Raw genomic sequence first — 6,868 nt, forward strand, 5'->3', positions numbered from 1 at the left:
CCGGCCCGGGACACTAAAAAATGGCTGGCGGTCGGCAGGGACGGGGCGACCGTCCTCAGTCGTCGGCCGGAGCCGCGGAGTCGCCGGCGGAGACGCCGGTTCCGGGGCCGATGTCGATGCCGAGGTCGGCGAGCTTCTCGTCGGGGACGACGCCGTCGACCCAGCCGCGGGTCTCGTAGTACTCCGCCTTCATCTCGTCGAGCTCGCAGAGCTCGCCCTCGCTGGCGCCCGTGCCGGGGATGGCGTCCGGGTGCCCGTCGATGAAGCGGTTCGGCAGCGTGTCGTCCGCGCCGTCGAAGCCGGCGAGGTTGTTGAAGTAGCGTTCGAGGTTGTACACCCGCTCGCCCGCCTCGAACAGCTCGTCCTCGGAGACGTCGCGGCCGGTCATACCGTTGTACTGGAGGACGTACTCCTCGATCCCCTCGGCGAACGCGCTGAACTTGCAGATGTCGAACGAGTCCGACACCGCGTGCAGGTCCTGGAAGGTGGCGGTCAGCTCGCCCTTGCCCTCCCACTCGTACGGGTCGACCTTCTCCGGGATCCCGAGGATCTCGGCGGCCGGCGTGTAGCCGCGCAGGTGGCACGCGCCGCGGTTGGAGGTCGCGTACGCGATCCCCATTCCCTTCATGCAGCGCGGGTCGTAGGCGGCCATCGTCTGGCCCTTGACCGAGAGCTTGTTGCCGTGGGCGTCCTTCGCGTCGGCGACGCGCTCGGGGCCCTCCGCGAGGAGGTCGCCGAGGTCCGAGGAGCGGTGGCCGATCTCGTCGAGGAGGTCGACCATCGTCTCGGAGTCGCCCCAGTCGAGGTGGCCGACGCCGTCGAGTTTGCCCTCTTCGCTCATCTCCATCGCCATCGCCATCATGTTGCCGGCCTCGATGGTGTCGATGCCGAGGTCGTTACAGCGCTGGAGCATCAGCGCGATCTCGTCGCGGTCGGTGTGTCCGGAGTTCGGGCCGAGCGCCCACGCGGACTCGTACTCGTACGACTCCGTGCGGACGTTCATGTCCTCGCCCTTGTGCTGGAACTGGACCTCGACCTCCTTCTTGCAGGCGACCGGGCAGGAGTGACAGGTCGGCTCGTCGACGAGGATGTTCTCGCGGACGTTCTCGCCGGAGACGCGCTCGGCGTCGACGTCGATCCCCTCGGTGTCGTTGTACGCCTCGGTCGAGGTGTACTTCGCGTTCTTCGTCGGGAGACCGTCCATCTCCTCGGTCGCGTTCATCAGGACGTTCGTCCCGTACATCGAGAGCCCGCCCTCGTTGGGCGCGGTGACCTCCGACTCGCGGATGACCTCCATCGCCTGCTGGTACCCCTCCTGGAACGTCTCGGGGTCGGCCGGTTTCGGCATGTCGGTGCCGCTCTTCACGACGACCGCCTTCACGTTCTTCGCGCCCATCACGGCACCCGTGCCGCCGCGACCCGAGGCACGGTCGTCCTCGTTCATCACGCAGGCGTAGCGAACGCCGTTCTCGCCGCCCTGCCCGATAGCCATTACGGAGAGGTTCTTGCCGACCGACCCGTCGACCTCCTCGCCGAGAGCGTCGACCGTGTCGTGAACGCCCTTCCCCCACAGATGGGAGGCATCGCGCGTCTCGACCTCGCCGTCCTCGACGAACAGGTAGACGGGGTCCTCGCTCTCGCCGTCGAGGAGGATCCCGTCGAGTCCGGCCCACTTGAGTCGGGCACCGGACCAGCCGCCGTGGTGCGAATCGGTGACCGTTCCCGTCAGCGGGGACTTCGTCACGAGCGCGATCCGACCGCTCATCACGGTCTGGGTCCCCGTGAGTGGCCCCGTCATGAAGGCCAACCGGTTGTCGGGCCCCATCGGATCCACGTCCGGACCGGCGTCGAAGACGTACTTGACGCCGAGCCCGCGCGCGCCGATGTACTTCTCCGCGTCTTCCTCGTCGATCCCGTGGTAGTTGACCGCTCCCTCGCCGAGATCGACCTGTGCAACTCTGTCTCTGTAGCCACCCATTTCAGTCATGTAATGCTCGTTCATTATAGATGTACCACAGCGTGTTAGATGTTCACCTCCGACCGAAACCGATATGCGTTACATCGGTCCCCGGCCACGAGCGTTGTGGTACATAAACGCCGACGAGGCTGGCAATCCGGAGATCCGCAGACGACGAGGGGTTCGAAACGGGACCACACGCGCGTGCCAGCGGGAGTGCTATCGAGCGGTTTCGACGGGACCGTCGCGGAACCGCCGTTCGGGCGTCCCGATCCGGTCCCGTTCCGTCGCCGCCATTCCGCACGGCTAACTACGTCCGGCGAGAACGACGCCGCGTGGCCGATCCCGATCGGGAGGGGGGTGCGTCGACTGTTCGCCGGCATATCGAGACCGGCGCGTTCGCGCTCGTGCTGTTCCTCTCGTCGGTCGTCCCGGTACCCGGCGGCTTGGCCGCGGGCAGAGACGGGAGCGGAGTCGTCTCGTCGCTCGCCGCGCTCGGGATCGGGCCCACCGATCCGCTCCACTTCGTCGGCTACGCGGTCCTCGCCGCGCTCCTGGCTCGAACGACCGGAGCGACCCGTCGTGGACTGGTCGTCTCCGTCGGCACGGCGGTCGCGTTCGGGTTCGGGGTCGAACTCGTGCAGTCGACGATCCCGTGGCGATCGTTCGCCCGGAGAGACGTCGCCGTCAACGCGCTCGGCGCGATCGCCGGCGTGGGAGGGTACGCGCTCCGGCAACGATGGTCCGGCCGTAACTAGGGTTCCGTCGCTGCGGGGAGGACTCCACGTTCCTCGATGACGACACGGCTTTACGCGCTCGCCCGCTTCCTCCGGTAATGAGCAAGCCGAGCCCCGACGCGTACGAGCAGGGGCGCGGGATGGACGCGCACAACGCCGTGATGCGCGACATCCGCGCCGAGCGCTCGGAGACGTACGACCCGACGCAGCCGACCCGCGTGTGGATCGACGAGGACAACACGCCCGACGGCGTCGTCAACTCCCTCACGATCATCCTGAACACCGGCGGCTGCCGGTGGGCCCGCGCCGGCGGCTGCACGATGTGCGGCTACGTCGCCGAGTCCGTGGAGGGCGGGAGCGTGGCCCACGAGTCCCTGATGAACCAGATCGAGGTGTGTCTCGACCACGAGCGTGAGGAGGCGGACGCGCCGGCCGAGCTGATCAAGATCTACACGTCGGGCTCGTTCCTCGACGAGCGCGAGGTGCCCGCGGAGACCCGCCGGGCCATCGCCGAGACGTTCGCGGACCGGGACCGTATCGTGGTCGAGTCGCTGCCGGACTTCGTGAGCCGGGAGAAGATCGGCGACTTCGCCGACCACGGCATCGCGACCGACGTGGCCGTCGGGCTGGAGACGGCCACCGACCGCGTCCGCCACGACTGCGTGAACAAGTACTTCGACTTCGCCGACTTCGAGGACGCCTGCGCCGAGGCCGCCGACGCCGACGGCGAGTTCGACGCGGAGGTGGGGATCAAGGCGTACCTCCTCATGAAGCCGCCCTTCCTCGCGGAGCCGGAGGCCGCCGCCGACATGATCGACTCGATCCGTCGCTGCGCCGACGTCGACGGGTGTCACACCGTCTCGATGAACCCGACGAACGTCCAGCGCTACACGATGGTCGACGAGCTGTTCTTCGAGGGCGGCTACCGACCGCCGTGGCTCTGGTCGGTCGCGCACGTCCTCGAGGAGACCGCCGACGTCGACGCCATCGTCGTCTCCGATCCGGTCGGACACGGCTCCGACCGCGGCGCGCACAACTGCGGCGAGTGCGACGACCGCGTCCAGACCGCGGTCAAGGACTTCGACAAGCGCCAGGACCCGAGCGTCTTCGACCAGGTCTCCTGCGAGTGCGAGGCGACGTGGGAGCACGTGATGGCGGCGGAGACGAGCTACAACATGCCGCTGGCGCGGTAGGGGCCGATCGACCGGAAACGACGGCGACCGGCGTCGGTCGTTTTATTCAACTTCTCGAAACGATCGTAGCGGTTTGGATCGAATAGCGTCGTGTTTTTGATTCACAGATCGGAACATACCGAACGATCAGGTCGAACAAGACCCATATACGTCCGGATACTACGGGAATACATGAACGCAGTCGCCAGCGGTCCCCGGTCGTCCCGCCGGAAGTCGGTCCTCTTCTGTGCGGAGTGCAGCTTCCAGAACCCCGTCTCGGAGGGGTGGCTCGTCGTCAGCGACGGCGACGAGCGCACCATCGTCTGTCCCGAGTGCGGTCACGTCGCCGACCACCGCACGGAGCGGTCCGCGCCGTCGCCGAAGCACGCGGACTGAGGAATCCGAACTGAGCGGTCCGCGGTCGGCCGACCGAGTCCCTCCTATTTTCGCTCCGGTGCCCGCTCGGCGAGCACCGGGATCTCGTCCAGTCGCTCCGAGTCGAGCGCGTCCCAGTCGATCCCCGACGGGCGCTCGTAGGGCGTCTCGGTTCGGACCATCCGTTCGGGGGTGACGATCAGGTCGAGCGGGACGTCGTGCGCGTCCGGAGCCGGGAGCGATGGTGACGGGGCGGCGCCGCGCTCGTCGCCGAGGTCGCCGGCGAGCGCCGACTCCGGCCCGTCGATCACGGACAGCTCGTGGACCGTGGTCGCGACGGTCGTCTGGTCGGTGACCGCGTCGAGCTCGCGGAGCACGCCCCACTCCAAGTCGCTGTACCCCTCGCCCTTGCCGATCCGCGCGCCGTCGGTCGTCACCGCGACCGAGCCGGCGACCACGAGGTCGACGTGCGGGACGTCCTCGGGCGCGACCGGCGTGCCGTGCGTCGAGATGCCAGAGACGGTGGTGGCGTCGTCGACCGTCGGGCGGTCGGTGGCGTCGTGGTCGGACCCCGCGAGTTCGTCGGGGTCGAGCCGGAGGAACGGGTTCGGATCGCGCAGGCGGGGCTGCGCGACGTACACCGTCTTGCCGGCGCGGAGCGCCGCGCGCCTGACCGGTAACTGCGGCGCGTCGGGGTTGCACTTGAGCGTCGCGGCGTCGGCCCACTCGGCGGTCTCGGTCAGTCGCTCGCACGCCGCGTCCGCCCCGGCGAAGTTCGGGATCCGGTCGTGGGGCGGGAACGGGAACCGCGCCTGGTCGCCCGCCTCGAACGCGTCCCAGACGGCCTCGCGGACGGCCTGTTTGTCCATGCGAGAGGGAGCGCGCCCGGCGACAAGTAACCCCCGAACGCGGACCCGAGGCGAGAGGCGTCGCCGGTCGCGATTCGGTCCGGTCCGCCGGTCGATCGGTCGATCGGCCGATACTCACCGTCGGTCTTATATATCAGATCGGTGTTGATTCGGCGTATGTTAGAAGACGGGCTCTCGTATCCGATACGGGGCGACTGGGTCGGGCGAATCGTCATCGGCGGCGTGCTGGGGTTCCTCTCGGTCCTCGTCGTCCCGGCGTTCATCATCGTCGGCTACCTCGTTCGGGTTCTGGAGAAGACGATCGGCGGCGACGAGGTGCCGCCGGAGTTCACGGACTGGGGCGACCTGCTGATGAAGGGTCTGGTCGGGACGATCATCACGATCGCGTACACGGTGATCCCGGTGGTCGTGTACGCGGTCGTCGTCGGGGTCGTGTCCGGAGCGGGCGGCGCCATCGGCGGCGACACCGGCGCGCTCGTCGGCGTCGTCGGGCTGCTGTTGACGCTGGCGTTCATCCCGGTGTTGTTCCTCGTCTACTACGCCGTTCCCGCCGCGCTGTCGGCGTACGCGGCCCGCGGGGAGCTGGGGGCCGCGTTCGACGCGGACCTCCTGAAGCCGGCCCTGTTCAGTACCGAGTACCTCGTCGCGGTGCTCATGCCCATCGTCGTGGCGGTCGTCGTCTGGATCGCGACCGCCGTGCTGGCCGTCACCGTCGTCGGCCTCCTGCTCGTCCCGTTCGTCCAGTTCTACGGGCAGGTCGCCGTCTTCCGGATGTTCGGCTCGGCGTTCGCGACCGTGAACGATCGCATCGAAAGCGGGCCGGCCGGGGGCGCGGCGAGCGCGGTCGGCGACGATGTCGGCACGGCCCGCTGAGGACGCCGCGGTCGGCGTTGCGGGCCGAGGCCGACGACGCGCCTTTTAAACCGCTCAGTCGCCCACGTACGCGTATGTTCGAAGACCGGCCGGACCGCGACGCCGAGGTCGTCCTCGTGGGGCGCTCGAACGTCGGCAAGTCCACGCTGATGCGCGAGCTCACGGGTCACGACTTCTCGACGGGCGGCAAGCCGGGCGTCACCCGGCAGCCGAACCACTTCGACTGGGCCAGCGAGGGGTTCATGTTCACGGACCTGCCCGGGTTCGGCTTCATGTCCGGCGTCGAGGAGGAGCACCGCGAGGCGATCAAGACGAACATCGTTCGCTACCTGGAGGAGAACGCCGACTCCATCCTCGCGGGCGTCGTCGTGATGGACGGGAAGGCCGCCGTCGACATCATCGACCGCCACGCCGAGCGCGGGAACATCCCCCACGACGTGGAGATGTACGGCTTCCTGGAGGACGTCGGCGTCGAGCCCATCGTCGCCGTCAACAAGACCGACAAGATCGACGACCTCGACGAGCGGCTCGACGAGATCTGCGACCGGCTGGGACTGTACCCGCCGTGGCAGCAGTGGTCCGATCGGATCGCGCCGATGTGCGCGAAGCGCGGCGACATCGAGGCGCTGGAGGAGTGCCTCCGGACGCGCTTCCACGAGCACAACCGCGACGACCTGCTGAAGTTCGTCTCCTGATCGGTCGTTTCGGACGGGACCGTGAGTTCGGTTCTGAAGGTCGCACGCGTTCGTTTATAAGTCGATGCTGGCGACTCGGCAGTGAACGCCCTCAAAGCCCCAGCCGCTCGGCTATAGGTGAGTGCCTCTGGATCGGTAGCGAACAGCTTCAAAGCCCCAGCCGCGACGACTCGCGCGGCTCGGTGCGCTC

The 6,868-nt window shown here is 68.2% G+C and carries 7 protein-coding genes; 5 read left to right on the forward strand and 2 right to left on the reverse strand.

Translation table 11 applies throughout. From position 1 onward, the window contains the following. Positions 1-55 precede the first annotated feature (55 nt). Positions 56-1,987, reverse strand: a complete 1,932-nt coding sequence (locus DJ74_RS09695) for an aldehyde ferredoxin oxidoreductase family protein (protein ID WP_094527127.1) — start codon at positions 1,985-1,987, stop codon at positions 56-58. A 305-nt stretch (positions 1,988-2,292) separates the two neighbouring features. On the opposite strand from DJ74_RS09695, the gene DJ74_RS09700 reads away from it, so the two are divergent. From DJ74_RS09700 to DJ74_RS09710, 3 genes are all read left to right on the forward strand, one after another. Then, complete coding sequence (locus DJ74_RS09700) at positions 2,293-2,715, forward strand: VanZ family protein (RefSeq protein WP_094527121.1); 423 nt, start codon at positions 2,293-2,295, stop codon at positions 2,713-2,715. Positions 2,716-2,792: 77 nt separating this feature from the next. After that, complete coding sequence (locus tag DJ74_RS09705; protein ID WP_094527122.1) at positions 2,793-3,887, forward strand: archaeosine biosynthesis radical SAM protein RaSEA; 1,095 nt, start codon at positions 2,793-2,795, stop codon at positions 3,885-3,887. A gap of 171 nt (positions 3,888-4,058) precedes the next feature. Then, entirely contained in the window at positions 4,059-4,262 is a 204-nt protein-coding gene (locus tag DJ74_RS09710) for a hypothetical protein (RefSeq protein ID WP_094527123.1), read from the forward strand. A 44-nt stretch (positions 4,263-4,306) separates the two neighbouring features. Here DJ74_RS09710 and DJ74_RS09715 read toward each other — a convergent pair whose 3' ends face one another. Next, entirely contained in the window at positions 4,307-5,110 is an 804-nt protein-coding gene (locus tag DJ74_RS09715; RefSeq protein ID WP_094527124.1) for a 5-formyltetrahydrofolate cyclo-ligase, read from the reverse strand. A gap of 156 nt (positions 5,111-5,266) precedes the next feature. On the opposite strand from DJ74_RS09715, the gene DJ74_RS09720 reads away from it, so the two are divergent. Both DJ74_RS09720 and engB read left to right on the forward strand, forming a co-directional pair. Continuing rightward, entirely contained in the window at positions 5,267-5,983 is a 717-nt protein-coding gene (locus tag DJ74_RS09720) for a DUF4013 domain-containing protein (RefSeq protein WP_094527125.1), read from the forward strand. Between the two features lie 74 nt (positions 5,984-6,057). Continuing rightward, a complete protein-coding gene (gene engB / locus DJ74_RS09725) occupies positions 6,058-6,678 on the forward strand; it encodes a GTP-binding protein EngB (protein ID WP_094527126.1) in 621 nt (206 codons plus the stop codon). The last annotated feature ends 190 nt before the right edge of the window (positions 6,679-6,868 follow it).

Origin of the sequence: Halorubrum sp. Ea8 (assembly GCF_002252925.1) — an archaeon.
Taxonomy (GTDB): domain Archaea; phylum Halobacteriota; class Halobacteria; order Halobacteriales; family Haloferacaceae; genus Halorubrum.

What these genes read in the sequence shown, in the direction of transcription:
- DJ74_RS09695 (WP_094527127.1), bottom strand. Translation starts at nt 1,987, where the DNA reads ATGACTGAAATGGGTGGCTACAGAGACAGAGTTGCACAGGTCGATCTC.
- DJ74_RS09720 (WP_094527125.1), top strand. Translation starts at nt 5,267, where the DNA reads ATGTTAGAAGACGGGCTCTCGTATCCGATACGGGGCGACTGGGTCGGG.
- DJ74_RS09715 (WP_094527124.1), bottom strand. Translation starts at nt 5,110, where the DNA reads ATGGACAAACAGGCCGTCCGCGAGGCCGTCTGGGACGCGTTCGAGGCG.
- DJ74_RS09710 (WP_094527123.1), top strand. Translation starts at nt 4,059, where the DNA reads ATGAACGCAGTCGCCAGCGGTCCCCGGTCGTCCCGCCGGAAGTCGGTC.
- engB (WP_094527126.1), top strand. Translation starts at nt 6,058, where the DNA reads ATGTTCGAAGACCGGCCGGACCGCGACGCCGAGGTCGTCCTCGTGGGG.
- DJ74_RS09705 (WP_094527122.1), top strand. Translation starts at nt 2,793, where the DNA reads ATGAGCAAGCCGAGCCCCGACGCGTACGAGCAGGGGCGCGGGATGGAC.